Source organism: Candidatus Rhodobacter oscarellae (assembly GCF_001078595.1).
GTDB classification, from domain to species: domain Bacteria; phylum Pseudomonadota; class Alphaproteobacteria; order Rhodobacterales; family Rhodobacteraceae; genus Rhodobacter_B; species Rhodobacter_B oscarellae.
Genome location: NZ_LFTY01000002.1, coordinates 3234626 through 3251077, shown reverse-complemented (window position 1 = coordinate 3251077; position 16452 = coordinate 3234626). Strand labels below are relative to the sequence as shown.

Annotated in this window: 16 protein-coding genes and 1 pseudogene; 8 read left to right on the top strand and 9 right to left on the bottom strand. The window is 62.2% G+C overall.

Annotation, left to right across the window (positions count from 1 at the left end; genetic code table 11):
• Positions 1-16: 16 nt before the first annotated feature.
• Entirely contained in the window at positions 17-385 is a 369-nt protein-coding gene (locus AIOL_RS24630) for a nuclear transport factor 2 family protein (protein WP_082152706.1), read from the bottom strand.
• A gap of 618 nt (positions 386-1003) precedes the next feature.
• Between AIOL_RS24630 and AIOL_RS20245 the strand changes: the two genes are divergently transcribed.
• Positions 1004-2176, top strand: coding sequence for a GSCFA domain-containing protein (locus tag AIOL_RS20245; RefSeq protein WP_082152705.1), 1173 nt, complete (start codon positions 1004-1006; stop codon positions 2174-2176).
• Between the two features lie 114 nt (positions 2177-2290).
• Here AIOL_RS20245 and AIOL_RS25260 read toward each other — a convergent pair whose 3' ends face one another.
• Positions 2291-2971 carry a hypothetical protein gene (locus AIOL_RS25260; RefSeq protein WP_152912610.1) on the bottom strand — a complete coding sequence of 227 codons (681 nt, stop codon included), beginning with the start codon at positions 2969-2971 and terminating at the stop codon, positions 2291-2293.
• A complete protein-coding gene (locus tag AIOL_RS24625; protein WP_082152704.1) occupies positions 2961-4040 on the bottom strand; it encodes a GSCFA domain-containing protein in 1080 nt (359 codons plus the stop codon). Before AIOL_RS24625 ends, AIOL_RS25260 begins: the two co-directional genes overlap by 11 nt.
• Before the next feature lie 199 nt (positions 4041-4239).
• On the opposite strand from AIOL_RS24625, the pseudogene AIOL_RS26365 reads away from it, so the two are divergent.
• Positions 4240-4359: pseudogene (locus tag AIOL_RS26365) on the top strand (IS5/IS1182 family transposase); the annotation flags it as partial.
• A 42-nt stretch (positions 4360-4401) separates the two neighbouring features.
• Here the strand turns inward: AIOL_RS26365 and AIOL_RS20235 are convergent.
• Positions 4402-4935: an REP-associated tyrosine transposase gene (locus AIOL_RS20235; RefSeq protein WP_049644643.1), complete on the bottom strand. Its 534-nt coding sequence runs from the start codon at positions 4933-4935 to the stop codon at positions 4402-4404.
• Positions 4936-5243: 308 nt separating this feature from the next.
• Here AIOL_RS20235 and AIOL_RS20230 point away from each other — a divergent pair, with 308 nt between their 5' ends.
• The 6 genes from AIOL_RS20230 to AIOL_RS20205 all read left to right on the top strand — a co-directional run bounded on the left by AIOL_RS20230 (position 5244) and on the right by AIOL_RS20205 (position 11662).
• On the top strand, positions 5244-5678 hold the full coding sequence (locus AIOL_RS20230) for a hypothetical protein (protein WP_049644642.1): 435 nt from the start codon (positions 5244-5246) through the stop codon (positions 5676-5678).
• A 70-nt stretch (positions 5679-5748) separates the two neighbouring features.
• Positions 5749-6180, top strand: coding sequence for an NUDIX domain-containing protein (locus AIOL_RS20225; protein WP_049644641.1), 432 nt, complete (start codon positions 5749-5751; stop codon positions 6178-6180).
• 133 nt (positions 6181-6313) lie between these two features.
• Positions 6314-7939, top strand: a complete 1626-nt coding sequence (locus AIOL_RS20220) for a peptide ABC transporter substrate-binding protein (RefSeq protein WP_053101319.1) — start codon at positions 6314-6316, stop codon at positions 7937-7939.
• Positions 7940-7999: 60 nt separating this feature from the next.
• Positions 8000-8923, top strand: coding sequence for an oligopeptide ABC transporter permease OppB (oppB, locus tag AIOL_RS20215; RefSeq protein WP_049644640.1), 924 nt, complete (start codon positions 8000-8002; stop codon positions 8921-8923).
• A 4-nt stretch (positions 8924-8927) separates the two neighbouring features.
• Positions 8928-9860, top strand: coding sequence for an ABC transporter permease (locus AIOL_RS20210; RefSeq protein ID WP_049644639.1), 933 nt, complete (start codon positions 8928-8930; stop codon positions 9858-9860).
• A gap of 2 nt (positions 9861-9862) precedes the next feature.
• A complete protein-coding gene (locus AIOL_RS20205; RefSeq protein WP_049644638.1) occupies positions 9863-11662 on the top strand; it encodes an ABC transporter ATP-binding protein in 1800 nt (599 codons plus the stop codon).
• 210 nt (positions 11663-11872) lie between these two features.
• Here the strand turns inward: AIOL_RS20205 and AIOL_RS20200 are convergent, their stop codons facing one another.
• From AIOL_RS20200 to AIOL_RS20180, 5 genes are all read right to left on the bottom strand, one after another.
• On the bottom strand, positions 11873-12559 hold the full coding sequence (locus AIOL_RS20200) for an ABC transporter ATP-binding protein (RefSeq protein WP_049644637.1): 687 nt from the start codon (positions 12557-12559) through the stop codon (positions 11873-11875).
• A complete protein-coding gene (locus AIOL_RS20195) occupies positions 12556-13305 on the bottom strand; it encodes an ABC transporter ATP-binding protein (RefSeq protein WP_049645574.1) in 750 nt (249 codons plus the stop codon). Before AIOL_RS20195 ends, AIOL_RS20200 begins: the two co-directional genes overlap by 4 nt.
• Positions 13298-14293, bottom strand: coding sequence for a branched-chain amino acid ABC transporter permease (locus tag AIOL_RS20190; protein ID WP_049644636.1), 996 nt, complete (start codon positions 14291-14293; stop codon positions 13298-13300). The genes AIOL_RS20195 and AIOL_RS20190 overlap by 8 nt, the downstream gene beginning before the upstream one ends.
• Positions 14290-15210, bottom strand: a complete 921-nt coding sequence (locus AIOL_RS20185) for a branched-chain amino acid ABC transporter permease (RefSeq protein WP_049644635.1) — start codon at positions 15208-15210, stop codon at positions 14290-14292. Before AIOL_RS20185 ends, AIOL_RS20190 begins: the two co-directional genes overlap by 4 nt.
• Positions 15211-15304: 94 nt before the next feature.
• The gene (locus AIOL_RS20180; RefSeq protein ID WP_049644634.1) at positions 15305-16438 is read right to left on the bottom strand and encodes an ABC transporter substrate-binding protein; all 1134 of its coding nucleotides are present in this window, start codon (positions 16436-16438) and stop codon (positions 15305-15307) included.
• Between the last annotated feature and the right edge of the window lie 14 nt (positions 16439-16452).

Here is a 16452-nt window from a genome sequence, read left to right as displayed (position 1 = left end):
AGCGTGAAACTCGAATTCATGGGTTGGGCGGAGGACCAAAAAAGCCAACGATCTCGTCAATTCGTCCGTCCTCCGCGAGTGTTCCGAAGTCTACGCCCTCCAAGGCCGTTTGCCCTTCAGCAGTGACCATCTTCCAGTGAAAATATATCCGAGCGTGATGGGCACTTGCACGACTCGCCAGCTCGATACGCGCACCGGGCATTTGTTGATGAAATGACCCAATGAGATCGGCCAATTCAGTTCTGCCCTGGGCCGAGCCGTTGGGATCGAGGTAACGTCCGGTTTCACTCCAACAGGTTTCAAGAATTGCGAGTCGGCGCTCCCGATCTGTTTCGACCCATGCTTGACCGTAGGCGGTAAGCGCGTCGTCTAATTCCAATGCCATAAGATCCCCTGAAGTGTTGATCTAACTACCCATGGCCAACTTAGCAGACATTCAGCCTGTCTGCAGCATTCGCTTCCCGGGGCTCATAGCTGCCCAATGCTAACGGCGCATACCCCGGCTTTCGGACCGCACCAGTCCGGCCGTTGACCGCAATGGCCAAACTCTTGATCTTTCGCCGTCCCTGTCGATACCGAGACAATCGCGCGTTGGCAGGCGAAGTTCATGTCGGGCGCCGCGACGCCGGGCTCGGCGCCCATTCTGCCGAATGCTGTACTCTGTTCGAATGGACGCGTATCTTGTTAAGCATTGCGATTGGCTCTGGACGTCCCGCCTTGGCTCCGCTTACTTATCCACAGAACATGTGTTCAGCTCCCGCCGCCGTCAACGCGTCGGTCTGGGCGTCAAGGTTTTAGTCTGTTGTTGAAACGTGAGCATATCCGATGATCATGCCCCACCATCACAAAACCTTCCAGGACCCCAATCGCTTTGTCATAGGTTTTCGGGACAGCTATCAGCTTGGTCACTCGCGCGGGGATTGAGAGTGACAAGAATGGCTGCTTTGTATACATCCTATGTATTATCTTGTTAGGTAACACGGTGAGTTCAGGTGAATAGAAAATGGTAAAAAAAATAACAGAGTCAGCCGCAGTTCGTATTTCCGGAGAAGGCTCGGACGCGGGCAGGCACGGCACTTGGTTTCGAGGCGACCATACCCAATTTAACCCTTCCTGCGCCCAGATGGTTTCAGAGGACTGCGTTAACGAATTCGTCCTGAACGGCTGGCTGCCGAATGACAAACCCATCAAGCCCGATACGAAGATCACAGCGTTTGGGTCTTGTTTCGCATCCAACATCTCTGATTGGCTCAGCAAGCGGAATTTTCGGGTACTGAACAAAGGCGACGACGCAACCCGAGCCTATGTCGTGACGATGGGTGAGGGAATGGTGAACAGTTTCGTCATCCGTCAACAGTTTGAGTGGGCCTGGGAAGACAAGGTCTTTGATCAGCCCCTATGGCATGGATACAAAGCCGAAGAATTCGGCTATGACCCTGAAATCCAATCGGAAACGAAGAAAATCTTCGACGAGACGGACGTCTTCATTCTGACTTTTGGCCTCTCTGAGGTCTGGTACGATGAGCCGACCGGAAATGTCTTCTGGCGCACCATCCCCAAAGACGTCTACGATCCAGATCGCCATAAGTTTCGCGTTTCCACGGTCGAAGAGAACAGCGAGAACCTTGAAGCGATCTATCAGCTGATCCGCAAACATCGCCCCGACGCCAAGATTTTGTTCACGCTTTCCCCGATCCCACTGATCGCAACCTTCCGCGAGAACTCCTGCCTGACGTCCAATAGTGTTTCAAAGTCTATCCTGAGGGTTGCCATCGACAACATCGTGCGTCGGCATCAGGACGAAGGGCACCTGTATTATTGGCCCTCGTTTGAAATCGTGATGGATGTTTTCCACTCGCCATGGAAGCCAGACCGCCGCCACCCCCCAACGCGGGTGCTGCGGTTCATCATGACACTCTTTGAGCATCATTGGTGCGATAGCCCCGAGGACAATCCGCCGCCGGATCTCGCGATATCCTGGGCGCGCGCCTGTGCTGCCAGTGGCCTGCTGCCATACGAGCTTGAGGACATTCTAAACCGCCGGCGCAAGTTCAGGCTTCGCCGGCTTATCAACCGTGGCGGACCTTTGGATAGTGATGAAGAGATTGACTTGGCCAAACGCGATTTTTTAAACAAGATCCTCCAAAAATGGGATGATGAAGACGCCAGCGAATAGTCACCCCCATCTGTCCCATTGCTGCTGACGTCAGACATGGGCAGCATGATGGCACGGATTCTGGGGAAGGCGTCCGAGTGGGAGATGTGGAATCCCCTCTAGACGAGAGTTACTTCACTTTTGGGAACCAACCACGTCCAGCGCATTGTCCTTGATCAGACAATTGATCAAGACTTCTCCGTATTTAGCATTGCCGTGAACTCCGTCGGCTTCAGCCAGGTCATCTAAATATCCGCTCTCTTGGTTTTCAGCAATTCTCTCCGCTTTGAATACGTTAACCCCATTCACTTCTAATTCTCGGGTAATAATCTCCCGAACCCGCCAAAACATGTCGGGCGCTTGAAACGGGGGCGGTGTCACCACGATGACACTCGCCCTCCTTGATAGAGCAACAAGTATTTCAATGTGCTTCTTTCGGAAATTCATCACATATTCGGTCAAAAAGTCGTCTGAAAGAAACAACCCTCCCGCCTCCAAATCACCGGAGCATGGCGCGTGATTATTCCAAGACAGTGGTTTGGCAATTTGGCCTAAATGATATCCAATGCTCGCAATAATAGGCAGGCCGGTCGAGAAGATGTCGTCTGTTCCCAGTTGCTCATGTAGATTTTGAATCCGCCCCAACAGCTTGGGGCGCGGGCTCGTTAATCCGTGCCGCCTGTGGAATCTAAATCGCGGCCCATGCCATGCCAACCCGGACGCATAGAAGAATGCGGGGTTCAATCCGTGTTGTCTTGCACCCTCGGCACATGCAATGGCGTGGCTATCACCGAAGATGATGAGATCAGCGTCCATTGTATTGTTCCAGTATCATCTCTTCACACACCACATCTTGTTCATCGGCAACCATTTCAAGTTGTTGCTTTTCATCGTCGTTTTCCGATGAGGGCGGCGCCGAAATCCCCAAGCCAGTAAAAAAATGCTCCATGACAAACCGTACGCCATACGGTGAAACAGATCGCATATTCGGCTCAAAGAACATGGCACGTGTCGGTGTTCCGGTGATTATTTCGTAGGATGGAAAGTAGTCAATTCTGCTATGGTTCTGCGCCATATCAGATGCAACGGCCCGCAGAACCGATTTGGAATATGTCGTTGCGACCAATACATGCGTTCCAGGGTTAGCAGTTGCTGTGAGAGGGACTGGAGAAACTGTGAACAAAAACTGTAAGCTAGGGTTCAGCGTCCACAGTATTTCTAGGGCCTCCTCTAGATGTGCCATGACATCCGGATAGCGATAGTTTTTGAACACATGCGTTTCTTGATCATATGTCCCGGCCAATGTACCGGGACATAACCCATAGGGCTGCCCGTTTTTCTTGTTTTCCCACCCTTCCGTGAGCCCAAGCGTAAACACGAACACATCGGCTTCGGTGATCGCGGCTCGAAATGCTCTTGCCGTGCTCTGTAGCATAGCAATGGTTTGGGTACGGTCCTTGAACCCATTGGGTTCGATCATTGGTCGAAGACTATCTCGAAAACAGCCACCGTCCTCCCACACTTCGATGTTTTCTGCGTATTCAGTCGCGTTCGCCAGCTTCGCCCATTCAAGTAATTGCCGTGCGGTATAGATATTTGCCGTGCGCGCTGAAAAAATGCCATAATTGTACCGAGAAGCCAAACTCGCGGGAGTCCGACCTGGTGCTGGCTCGGCGTTGATCCAGTTCAATTTTCGCTCAACAAGTGCTCGGCTAATGTGTTGGGCAAAACAGGAGCCAAACGTTGCAAACCGACAGGTTTCGTTGATGTCAAGCTTACCTTCCCACAGATCCTGAAGCCCGAACAATCCGACATCCGCAATGGCAGATCGCCAAAAAGCCGAGGGTGGCAGATTGGTGTATGGGTTCTCAATTTCACTTCGCATATTTTTTTGACCCCGCGCTCGCCAAATACTTCAATTACCGCTCGAAGAGCCCGACCGAAAACTAAGTTGAATGATTTCAGGCACTTGTGATCCTCGTGATTTGCGAAACCGGGGGAATGCAATGCCGTGGACTGAAATCACTCGCGCGGACTATGACCGACGCGGCTAGCGTTACGCAAGCGGTTGTACGGATGAAGAGCGGGCCTTGACCGCGCCGGTCATGCCGCCCAAGGCCAAGGGTGGTTGCCCGCGCAGGCCCGACATCCGATCGGTTTGGGACGCGATCCAATACATCGCCGCAACCAGCTGCCAATGGTCGATGCTTGCCAAAGCGAGCCGTAAGGTGGGCAAATTGCCCACCCTACTCTCCGAAATCGCCGTCAACATCTGCCCCCACCCAGGACGCATCCACACGCCCGGCACGGATTTCCCGATGGATCGAGGAATACGGCCAATCTGCCGCCCGCGCGACAAGCCCGTGCTTCACCGGATTGCCCCAACAATATTCCACATGCACCCGATAATCCGCCTCACTTCGGATCGTATGCTCCCAGAACCGTCTCTGCCAAATCCCGCGCTCGCGCTTCTTGACTTTACTGTATGAGCGGAACGTAGGGTGGGCAATTCTGCCCACCGCCCGCGAAAAGCGAGATTTGATCTTGCGCCAACGCTCCGAGTAATCGCTATCTCCAACCGGGAGGGTCCAGACCGCGTGCAGGTGATCGGGAAGCACGACCATAGCGTCGCACTCAAGAGGATGCTCCGCAAAAGTCGCCGAGTAGGCCTCCCGCAGCGTCCCGATCTGGTCCACGAGCAAAGCCGAAGATCGGTTGGCCAGCGCCACGGTGAAGTAATATGTCGCCCCGGCTATTTTGAAGCGCTTGTAATTTGACATAAGCAAGGCTCGCCCGTCGTGGTTAAGGAATGGTTTCTGACTGCTCTGGAAGTGCGGTGGGCAAATTGCCCACCCTACGAGACTGCGCGCGGTGTGTTAACCACGCCGTTTTCGGGCACCCTGCCCGACGGAAATCCGACGCTTTGCCGACAAAAGTCCGACACCGCTTTTCCCTGCAATATATGGCGTTAACACCCGATTCGCCGTCACAGGGCGGGCGCGGCGTTCACATCCCCTTAACCCCGCTTGCGACCACCCGCGATTTGGCGCGTCATCGACATTGCGCGCCAGGGCGCTACACTCCGGGCATGCGACTTCTGACCGCCCTCTGCCTTGCCGCCGCGCCCGCCGCCCATGCCTGGGACTTCACCGCCGATCCGATCTGCACGATCTGGCACGGCACTGACAGCGCCGAGATGGTGGTGACCTATGACCCCGCGCGGGCTGTGCCCTATGCGATCTCCGTCACCCTGGCCGACCGCACCTGGCCCGACACCGCGCCCTACGCGATCCGCTTTGATGGGCCGCGCGGCTTCGTGATCTCGACGGACCGGCATGTGCTCAGCGATGACGGCGCGGCGGTGATCGCCTCGGACACGGGGTTCGAGAATGTTCTCAAGGGCTTGGAGGCCAACATCGTCGCCTCGCCCCTGCTTGGAAACATGGCCGTTGCCATTCCGCTCAGCGATGCCGCCCCGGCGGTGGCGAAATTCCGCGACTGCACCGTGACCGGGTTGAGCTAACTCGGCGGAGCCCCGCCGCCGCCGACCTCCGGCGTTCCCCCAACCGGCAGAAACCGCTACCACAGACGCCATGAACATCAACGACTTCAGCGGGGCGAAGATCGCGATCCTGGCGCGGGACCATGTGCTGGCGCTTCTGCGGGACAACAAGCCCGGCATCCCGTTCCCCAACATGTGGGACCTGCCAGGCGGCGGGCGGGACGGCGCCGAGGCGCCGCTGGACTGCGCCCTGCGGGAGCTCTGGGAAGAGGCCGCGATCCGCATCTCCCCCGAGGACGTCACCTGGCGCAGGCTCTACCGCAACCCTCAACCCGGCGGGCTGGCGCATTGGTTCTTTGTGGCCCGCCCCGGCTGGCTGACCCTCCCGCCGCCGCGCCTGGGCGACGAGGGCCAGGCCGCGCGCTGGATGCCGGTGGAGAAGTTCCTATCGCTGGAGAATGTCGTGCCGCATTTGGTCGTCCGCCTCGCCGACCACCACGGGGATATCTGCGCAGAGGCGTAATCCCGCCAGGCGCGAAGTCACATTTTCCGAACTGATCTTGCCGGTTGAGCCATCTCGGTTATCCTGTCAGATAGTGTAAACAAGGCGGACCCGCCTGTGCGTATAGGGTCGCGCCCCATATGGGAGACAAATCATGACAATGCATACGAAATATAGCCTCGCGGCTCTCCTGTGCAGCACCATGCTCGCCGCGCCAGCGCTTGCCGGGGGGCATATCCCCGCCGATGTGACGCTGGCCGAGGACCAGACCTTCACCTATCGCCAGCTCGACGAGTTCAGTTCCGTCGACCCGGGCGTGGTCGAGGACGTGTCTGGCTCGGAGATGGTGCGCGACCTCTTTGAGGGCCTGATGAGCCAGGACGCCGATGGCAACCTGGTGCCCGGCGTGGCCACCCATTTCGAGGCGAATGACGATAACACCGTCTATACATTCACCCTGCGCGACAACGCCAAGTGGTCAAACGGCGATCCGGTGACCGCGGGCGATTTCGTCTATGCCTGGCAGCGCGCCGCCTCGCCCGCGCTGGCCTCGCCCTACCAATGGTATATCGAGCTGATGTCGATCGAGAACGGCAGCGCCGTGATCAAGGGCGACAAGCCGCTGAGCGACTTGGGCGTGAAGGCGATCAACGACACCACCCTGCAGGTGACGCTGTCGGCGCCGCTGCCTTACTTTCCGCAGATGGTCACCCATGGCACGACTTTCCCGGTGCATAAGGCCACTATCGAGGCGCATGGCTCTGACTGGACCAAGCCCGGCAACATCGTGTCGAACGGCGCCTATGTGCTGACCGAGCACCTGCCGAATGAACGCTCGGTGCGCGAGCGCAACCCGATGTATTGGGACGACGCCAACACCACCATCGACAAGACCGTCGCGCTGGTGATCAACGACGAGAACGTGGCACTGACCCGCTTCCTTGCCGGAGAGCTGGACCGGACCGAGATCCCTGCCGGGCAGTTCCCGCGCCTCAAGGAGGAATACCCCGGCGTCGCGATCAGCTTCCCGCGGCTCTGCAACTACTACTACACGTTCAACCTGAGCGACTCCGGCCCCGAGGTCTTCAAGGACGTCCGCGTGCGCAAGGCGCTGGCCCTGGCGGTGGACCGCAAGATCATCACCGAGAACGTGCTGGCGGGCGGCCAACCGCAGGCCTACACCTTCACCCCGGCCGCCGTGGCAGAGTTCACGCCGCCCGAGACCGAGATGGCCAAGATGGCCCAGGCCGAGCGCGACGCGATGGCCAAGGAACTGCTGGCCGAGGCGGGCTTTGGCCCCAACAACCCGCTCCAGTTCGACATGATCTACAACACCTCTGACGGCCACAAGAAGATCGCCGTGGCCATGACCCAGATGTGGAAGCAAAAGCTGGGCGTCGAGGCGACGCTGGCCAACATGGAGTGGAAGGTCTTTCTTGAGACCCGCGGCAACCAGGACTTCGAGCTGGCCCGCGGCGCCTGGTGCGGCGACTATAACGAGGCCTCGACCTTCCTGGACCTGCTGGACAGCGAGAGCGGCTATAACGACGGTAAATTCGTGAACGCCGACGTGGATGGCCTGCTGGAGCAGGCCAAGCTGTCGACCGATGCGTCCAGCCTCTACACCCAGGTCGAGCAGATCATCGCCGAAGAGATGCCCATCATCCCGATCTACCACTATGCCGGCGTCTACATGATGGACAGCGATGTGGGGAACTGGCCCGTGGGGAACGTGGAGCAGAACTGGTACTCCAAAGACCTCTATAAGATCGCCGAGTAAATAGGCTTGGTGCAGCGCCGTCCCGGGTCAAGCCCGGGACGGTGGCGCGCGAGTAGGTAGATGATCTCATACACATTCCGGCGGCTGTTGGTCGCCATCCCGACCTTGTTCCTCTTGGTCGTGACCTGCTTTTACCTGATGCATTTCGCACCAGGGGGCCCGTTCACGTCCGAGCGCCCGATCCCGCCCGCCGTGCTGGCCAATATCGAGGCGCGCTATGGCCTGGACCAGCCGCTGTGGAAGCAGCTCTGGGACTATCTGGTCAACATCTTCGTCTATTTCGATTTCGGCCCGTCCTTTGCCTATAAGGACCGGGACGTGAACGACATCATCTCGCAGGGCTTCCCGATCTCGCTGACCTATGGGTTCCTGAGCTTCGTGGTGGCCTCGGCGGTGGGGGTGAGCCTGGGCGTGGGCGCGGCGATCCGGCACAACTCGTGGCTGGACTACTCCGCCGTGTCGCTGGGCATCGCGGCGCAGGCGCTGCCGAACTTCATCATGGGGCCGATCCTGATCCTCACCTTCACGTTGTGGCTGGGCTGGCTGCCCGGCGGCGGCTGGAACGGCGGGCAGTGGCAGTATCTGATCATGCCGGTGATCGCCTTGAGCACGTCCTTCATGGGCTCCATCGCGCGGATCACCCGGTCGAGCATGCTGGAAGTGCTGAACTCGAACTTCATCCGCACCGCCCGCGCCAAGGGCCTGCCGGAGCGCCAGATCATCTGGCGCCACGCGATGAAGCCCACCCTGCTGCCGGTGATCAGCTATCTCGGCCCGGTGTTCGTGTATGTGCTGACGGGGTCGGTGTTTGTGGACATCTACTTCTCCACCGGCGGGCTGGGGCAATCCTATGTGAACTCGGCGCTGACGCGGGACTACGCGGTGCTTTTGGGCGTGACGATCCTCTACGGCGCGCTGACCATCATCGTGAACCTGCTGACGGACCTGGCCTATGCCTGGTTCGACCCCAAGATTAGGTACTAACCCCATGGTCGATACGAGATACGACAAGGCGGGCGAGCTGGCGGCGGAGGTGACCGATTACACCGCCGTGCGGGGCCGGTCCTTGATGCGCGACGCGCGGGATCGGTTCCTGGCGAACCGGGCGGCCATATTCTGCATAGCGATCCTTGCGGCGATTGTGTTGTTCGTTGTGGTCGGGCCTTTCTTTGCCGTCTGGGATTTCGAGACCATCGATTGGGTCGCGATGGGGGACGTGCGCACGCTGGGCGCGCCCTCCGTCGACACGGGGCACTTCTTTGGTACGGATGACCTGGGCCGGGACCTCTTTTCGCGTACCATCCTGGCCACCTCGACCTCGCTGATCGTCGGGCTGATCGGGGCCACCATGGCGCTGGTCGTGGGCACCGCCTGGGGCGTGATCGCGGGCTATTACGGCGGGCGGCTGGACAGCATCATGATGCGCATCGTGGACATCCTGATGGCGATCCCGACCGTGCTGGTGATCATCCTGATCCTGGTGGTCGCGGGGCGGTCCTTTACCACGCTCTTCATCGCCCTGGGCGCGGTGAGCTGGCTGACCATGGCCCGCATCGTGCGGGCGCAGACCCTGGCGCTGAAGAACCGCGAGTTCGTCGAGGCGGCCCGGGCGGCGGGCGTCTCGGAGCCCGCCATCATCGTCCGCCACATCCTGCCGAACCTGCTGGGCGTGGTGATCGTCTATGCGTCGCTTCTGGTGCCGGACATGATCCTGGCGGAGAGCTTTATCTCGTTCCTGGGGCTGGGCATCTCCGAGCCCTATACCTCGCTGGGCGCGCTGATCTCGGAGGGCGCGGGCACGATGGCCTATGGCACGCTCTGGCAGATGATGTTCCCGCTGGGCTTCTTTATCGCGATCATCTTCACGATGTTCTTCATCGGGGATGGGCTGCGCGACGCTTTGGATCCAAAGGACCGCTAGGCATGAGTATCCTGACCGTGGACGACCTGCATGTGGATTTCGACACGCCCGATGGGGCGGTTGCGGCGGTGCGGGGCGTAAGCTTCCAGATCGAGGCGGGCGAGTGCCTGGGGATCGTGGGTGAGAGCGGCTCTGGCAAGAGCCAATCGTTCATGGCGGCGATGGGGCTGCTGGCCGGGAACGGGCGCGCGCGCGGGTCGGTGCGGCTGGAGGATCGCGAGATCTTGAATCTCGCCCCCCGCGCGCTGAACGAGATCCGCGGCGACCGGGTGGGCATGATCTTTCAGGACCCGTTGACCGCTTTGACGCCCCACCTGCGCGTCGGCCAGCAGATGGCCGAGGTGCTCAAGGCGCATCGCGGGATGGGCGGGCGCGCGGCGGAGCGGCTCTGCCTGGACTGGCTGGAGCGCGTGCGCATCCCCGAGGCCGCGCGGCGGATGAAGCAGTACCCGCATGAGCTCTCCGGCGGGATGCGTCAGCGGGTGATGATCGCGATGGCGATGCTGTGCGAGCCGCGGCTCTTGATTGCGGATGAGCCCACCACGGCGCTGGACGTGACCGTGCAGGCGGAGGTTCTGGACCTGATCGCAGCGCTGCAGCGCGACACGGGCACCGCGGTGGCGCTGATCACCCATGACATGGGCGTGGTGGCGCGGATGTGCGACCGGGTGCAAGTGATGCGGCACGGGGCCTTCGTAGAGCAGGGCTCCGTCGAGGAGATCTTCGCGCGCCCGGCGCATGATTACACGCGGCGCTTGCTCGACGCGATGCCCCGCATCGACGCCACCCAGGATCGCCGCCCGCAGGGCGGCCCCCCTCTCCTAGAAGCCCGCAACGTCAATGTGCATTTCCCCTTCAATACGGGAGCGGGCCTGTTCGGGCGCACCGTGCCCTTGAAGGCCGTCAACGGGGTCAGCTTTGATTTGCGTGAGGGCGAGACACTGGGCATCGTCGGCGAGAGCGGCTGTGGCAAGTCCACCTTGGCCCGGGCAGTGCTGCGGCTGATCGAGCCGACGGCGGGCTCCGTCAGCTGGCTCGGCACGCCCCTGGGCGACCTCGACCGTCAGGCGATGACCAAGGCGCGCAAGGATCTGCAGATCGTCTTCCAAGACCCGCTGGCGAGCCTCGACCCGCGCATGACCATCTCGGCCTCGATTGCCGAGCCCTTGCGGGTTTTCCGCCCCGATATGACGCCGCGCGAACGCCGCGAGGCGGTGGCCGAGATGATGCAGCGCGTCGGGCTGGAACCGCTGATGTATAACCGCTACCCGCATGAGCTGTCCGGTGGGCAGAACCAGCGCGTGGGGATCGCGCGGGCGATGATCAACCGGCCCAAGCTGATCATCTGCGACGAGGCGGTCTCGGCTTTGGATGTCTCGATTCAGGCGCAGATTGTCCGCCTGCTGAAGGAGCTGCAGGCCGAGTTCGGCATGTCGATGCTGTTCATCAGCCACGACCTGAGCGTTGTGCGCGACATCTCGGACCGGATCATGGTGCTCTATCTGGGGCGGATCGTGGAACTGGCCGAGAGCAACGCGATCTGCGCGACGCCACGCCATCCCTATACGCAGGCGCTGATCTCGGCGGTGCCGATCCCCGACCCCGTTGCAGAGCGCACGCGAAAGCGGCTGCACATCCCTGGCGAATTGCCATCGCCTCTTGACCCCAAGGCGGCGCTACGATTCCTGCCAAGCCGCTTGGCTGAGGGCGAGACGGACTATGTGCCTGAGCTTCAGGAACCCACGCCGGGGCATTTCGTGGCCGAGCATGACCCTTTGGAGCGCATCCTGGCGGCGGAATAAGTGAAGTAGAGCGGCGGCGTCGCTGGAAGATGTTCAAGATATTAGCGAGATCTTCATCCGAATCGCCCGACAATCGTCGGGTGGTGGTAGGGGACCTGTCTTGAGATACCGAGCGGGGCTCCCACCCAATTTCATTGTCCAGCGCTTCGCGTTAAAATTCCGTGCACGCTGAATGAAATTGGGCCGCGGCGCATCACCGCACGCAAGCGCTCAAACACCCACGAACCGCGCCGTGACCTCGGCGTCCAGCGCCGTCATGTCGCCCGACCACACGTCCCGCCCGCGTTCCAGGATCACGGCGCGGTCGCAGACCTGCCGCTGCTCGGCGAGTGTCTTGTCGATCACCAGGATCGCCATCCCCGTCTTGGCCTTCAATGCGGCAATCGCCGCCCAGATCTCCTGCCGGATGATTGGCGCGAGCCCCTCGGTCGCCTCATCCAGGATCAGCAGGCGCGGGTTGGTCATCAGCGCCCTCCCGATGGCGAGCATCTGCTGCTCACCCCCGGAAAGCGAGGCCGCGCGCTGCCCACGGCGCTCGCCCAGGCGCGGGAATAGCCCGCAGACGCGGTCCATGTCCCACTCCCCGGCGCGCGACGCGGCCAGCAGGTTTTCCGCAACCGTGAGGTCCCCGAAACAGCGCCGCCCCTCGGGCACCAGCCCGATCCCCAGCCGCGCGGCGCGGTGGCTGGGTAGGCGCGTCAGGTCCTGGCCGTCAAATCGCAACGCGCCGGAGGCCGGCAGCATACGGCAGATCGCCTTCACCGTGGTGGATTTCCCCATGCCGTTGCGGCCCATCAGCGCGACCACCTCGCCCTCCGCAACCTCTAGGGAGACGCCGAACAGGGCCTGGCTCGCGCCATAGGACGCGGCGACATCAGAGAGCGCCAGAAGGCTCATGCCTCCTCCCCCAGATAGGCCTCGCGCACCGCGGCGCTGGCGCGGATCTCGGCCACGGTGCCGGTGGCGATCACCCGGCCATAGACCAGCACAGAGATGCGATCGGCCAGGGCGAACACCGCGTCCATGTCATGCTCCACCAGCAGGATCGGCGCCTCGGCGCGCAGCCCGTCCAGGAACGCCGTCATCCGCTTGGAGCCGTCCGCGCCCAGGCCGGCCATCGGCTCGTCCATCACGAAGGCTTTGGGTTGCAGGGTCAGGGCGATCGCGACCTCTAGAAGTCGCCGCTGCCCGTGGCCTAGCTCAGAGACCCGCATCGCGGCGTGCTCCGCCAGCCCCACGCGACCAAGCGCCTCCTCGGCCTGCGCGCGCAGCGCGCGATCCCCTAAGGCGGCGCCAAGGAATCGCCAGACCCGCCCAGAGGCACCCAGAGCCCCCAGCAGGGCGTTTTGCAGCACCGTGTCCTCCATCGCCAGCGCCGAGACCTGAAAGGTCCGGCCTAGCCCCAGCCGCGCCCGCTCGGGCGTCGCAAGGCCCGTGACGTCCCGGCCCAAGAGCTCCACCCGCCCCGCATCGGGGCGCAGCCCGCCGCAGATCTGCGCGATCAGCGTGGACTTGCCCGCCCCGTTGGGGCCGATCACGGCGTGGATCTCGCCAGGGCGCAGCTCCAAGGACACATCCTCCGACGCTGTCACCGCGCCAAAGCGCTTGGTGATCCCATGGGTGGACAGCACCGCGTCAGCCATGGCCACCACCTCCGCCTCCGGGGCGCCCCGCGATCAGCCCCACCAGCCCACCGCGCGCAAAGAGCACCACAAGCAGCAAGGCCGCGCCGAGGTAGATGTGCCAGAACTCGGTCAACCCGCCCAAGAGATGCTCAAGCGCCACGAACACCACCGCGCCCGCCACCGGCCCCATCAGGCGGCCGACGCCGCCGATGATGATCAGCACCGTGATCTCGCCCGAGAGCTGCCAGCTGAACATCGTCGGGCTCACAAAGCGGTTGAGGTCCGCGAACAAGGCCCCAGCCAGCCCGGTGATCGCGCCCGAGATCACGAAGGCCACTAGGCGCAGGCGCATCGGGTTCAGCCCCACCGTCTCCGCCCGCGCGGGCGACTGCCGTGCCGCGTTCAGCGCCAGCCCGAAGGGCGAGCGCGCCAGCCGCGCGTTGAACCAAAGGACCACCAATAGGATCGCCAGGCAGAGCCCGAAATACTGGATCGGCACTAGCGTGTTCAGCCCCGGGAACCCGTTGCGCACATAGATCGACAGCCCGTCCTCGCCGCCATAGGCCGCCCAGGAGATCGAGAAGAAAAAGAACATCTGCCCGAAGGCCAGGGTGATCATGATGAAGTAGACGCCGGAGGTGCGCAGGCTGAGAAGCCCGATCACCAGGGCCGCGAGCGCCGACAGCACCACCGCCACCAGCCAGATCACCAGCATCGACTTGGTGCCCTCGATGCTCAGCCCGAACAGCTCCATCGGCGTGTAGCTCTGCGCGTGGCTCGCCAGGATGCCCATCGCGTAGCCGCCGATGCCGAAATAGACCGCGTGGCCAAAGCTCACCATCCCGCCGATGCCCAGCGCGATGTTCAGCCCCACCGCGGCCAGGGCAAGGATCACGGCCCGGGTGGCGAGCGTGATCGTGAAGGGCTCGTCGCTGAGATGCGCCCAGGCAGGCACCGCGATCAGCGCCACGAGGATCGCGGCGTTCAATGCCGCCTCCCGCCTCATGCGCGGGCTCCGAAGAGGCCCGTGGGCCGCCAGATCAGCACCACCGCCATCAGGATATAGATCGCCATGCTGGCCAGGGAGGACCCAACCGAGGTCGCCGCCGAGGGCTCCATGAAGAGCTTGAAGAGCTCCGGCAGGAAGACGCCGCCCAAAGTGTCCGTCAGCCCCACCAGGATCGCGCCCACCAGAGCGCCGCGGATCGAGCCGATCCCGCCGATCACGATCACCACGAAGGCCAGGATCAGCACCGGCTCGCCCATGCCGACCTGCACCGACTGGATCGCACCGACCAGGGCGCCGGCCAGCCCCGCCAGGGCCGCACCCAGCGCGAAGACCAACGTGTAAAGCCGCGAGATGTCCACGCCTAAGGCGGCGATCATCTCGCGGTCATTCTCGCCCGCGCGGATCTGGATGCCGATCCGCGTGCGCGTGATCAAAAGGCCCAGCCCCAGGGCCACGCCCAGCCCGGTCCCGATCAGCACCAGCCGGTAGAGCGGGTATTGGATGCCGCCGGGCAGGGTCACCGGCCCGGACAAAGCGTCGGGGATGTCCAAAAACAAGGGGAACGAGCCGAAGACCCAGCGCGTGCCCTCGCTGAAGATCAGGATCAGCGCGAAGGTCGCCAGCACCTGGTCCAAATGGTCCTTGTCATAGAGCCGCCGGATCACCACCAGCTCCACCAGCGCGCCCGCCGCCGCCGCCGCCGCCATTGCGGCGATCAGCGCCAAGAGGAAAGAGCCCGTCCAGCCCGCCACCACCGCGGCGAAGAACGCCCCGATCATGTAAAGCGAGCCATGCGCGAGGTTGATCAGCCCCATCACGCCAAAGATCAGCGTCAACCCGGCGGCCATCAAAAACAGCATGACCCCGAATTGCAGCCCGTTCAGGACCTGCTCTGCGATGAGGATATGGGACAAGATGCGCGCCTGGGTGAAACGTGCCCCGGGCTCTGACCCGGGGCCTCTAGCTGCGTTCTGTTAGAGGTCCCGAGTCAAGCCCGGGACGGGTTGCTCACATCTTGCAGTCGCCCGCGTAGGCGTCCGAGTGGTTCTCCAGCGCCTTGCCGATGATCTTGTTGGTGAAGACGTCGCCCTCTTGGATCACCTCGCGGGCGTAGATCGTCTGCACCGGGTGGTGGTTCGGCCCAAAGGAGAAGTCGCCGCGGGTGCTGTCGAAGTTCGCCGCCCGCAAGGCGTCGCGGAACGCGCCCGCGTCGCCGACATCCGCCGCGGCCACGGCGGACACCAGCAGGTTCGCCGTGTCAAAGCCCTGGCTGGCGTAGAGCGAGGGCAAGCGACCGTACTTCTCTTGGAAGCTCGACACAAACGCCGCGTTGGTGGCGTTGTCGATGTCCTTGTTCCACTGGCTGGTGTTCACAACGCCCAGCGCCGCGCCGCCCACCGCCTGCAGGATGCCCTGGTCAAAGCTGAACGCCGGGCCCACGACGGGCAGGTCCACACCGCTATCGGCGTATTGCTTGAGGAACGAGATCCCCATGCCGCCGGGCAGGAAAAAGAACACGCTATCGGCGCCCGAGGCGCGGATCTGCGCGATCTCTGCCGCGTAATCCGTCTGGCCCAGCTTGGTATAGATCTCACCGGCCAGCTCGCCCTCAAAGAAGCGCTTGTACCCGGTCAGCGCGTCCTTCCCGGCGGGGTAGTTCGGCGCCAGGATAAAGCTTTTGGCGTGCCCCGCGCTGTTGGCATGGGCGCCCGCGGCCTCGTGCAGGTTGTCATTCTGCCAGGCGACGTTGAAGTAGTTCTCGTGGCAGCCCTTGCCCGCAAGAGCGCTGGGGCCCGCGTTCGGCGAGAGGTAGAACTTGCCCTGCGCGGTGGCGGCGGGCACCACGGCCATGGCGAGGTTCGACCAGATGATGCCGGTCAGTACGTCCACCTTCTCGGACTGGATCATCTTGTCGGCCAACTGCACCGCGATGTCGGGCTTGCGCTGGTCGTCCTCGATGACGACCTCGATATCGTCGCGGCCCGATTGCTCGATGGCCAGCATGAAGCCGTCGCGCACGTCGATGCCCAGCCCCGCGCCGCCGCCCGAGAGCGTGGTGATCATGCCGACCTTCACCTCGGCGCTGGCCGCGCCAGCCGCCAGGATCATGCCCGTCGCAAGGGCGAGTGATTTGAATTTCATGGTGACCTCCCAGT